Genomic DNA, 611 nt, shown 5'->3' on the forward strand with positions numbered 1-611 from the left:
GGTTATTAACCACAACGCCTTCCTCCTCGCTGAAAGTACTTTACAACCCGAAGGCCTTCTTCATACACGCGGCATGGCTGCATCAGGCTTGCGCCCATTGTGCAATATTCCCCACTGCTGCCTCCCGTAGGAGTCTGGACCGTGTCTCAGTTCCAGTGTGGCTGGTCATCCTCTCAGACCAGCTAGGGATCGTCGCCTAGGTGAGCCGTTACCCCACCTACTAGCTAATCCCATCTGGGCACATCCGATGGTGTGAGGCCCGAAGGTCCCCCACTTTGGTCTTGCGACGTTATGCGGTATTAGCTACCGTTTCCAGTAGTTATCCCCCTCCATCGGGCAGTTTCCCAGACATTACTCACCCGTCCGCCACTCGTCACCCGAGAGCAAGCTCTCTGTGCTACCGTTCGACTTGCATGTGTTAGGCCTGCCGCCAGCGTTCAATCTGAGCCATGATCAAACTCTTCAATTTAAGTTTGATGCTCGTGAATTAAACTTCGTAATGAATTACGTGTTCACTCAGAGACTTGGTATTCATTTTTCGTCTTGCGACGTTAAGAATCCGTATCTTCGAGTGCCCACACAGATTGTCTGATAAATTGTTAAAGAGCAGT

General features: G+C 51.1%; 1 rRNA gene. It reads right to left on the reverse strand.

Going from position 1 to position 611, the window contains the following annotated elements:
• Positions 1–469 (reverse strand): 16S ribosomal RNA (locus NNN71_RS24915); the annotation flags it as partial.
• Positions 470–611 lie beyond the last annotated feature (142 nt).

It is taken from the genome of Kluyvera sp. Awk 3 (assembly GCF_028069715.1).
Classification (GTDB): domain Bacteria; phylum Pseudomonadota; class Gammaproteobacteria; order Enterobacterales; family Enterobacteriaceae; genus Kluyvera; species Kluyvera georgiana_A.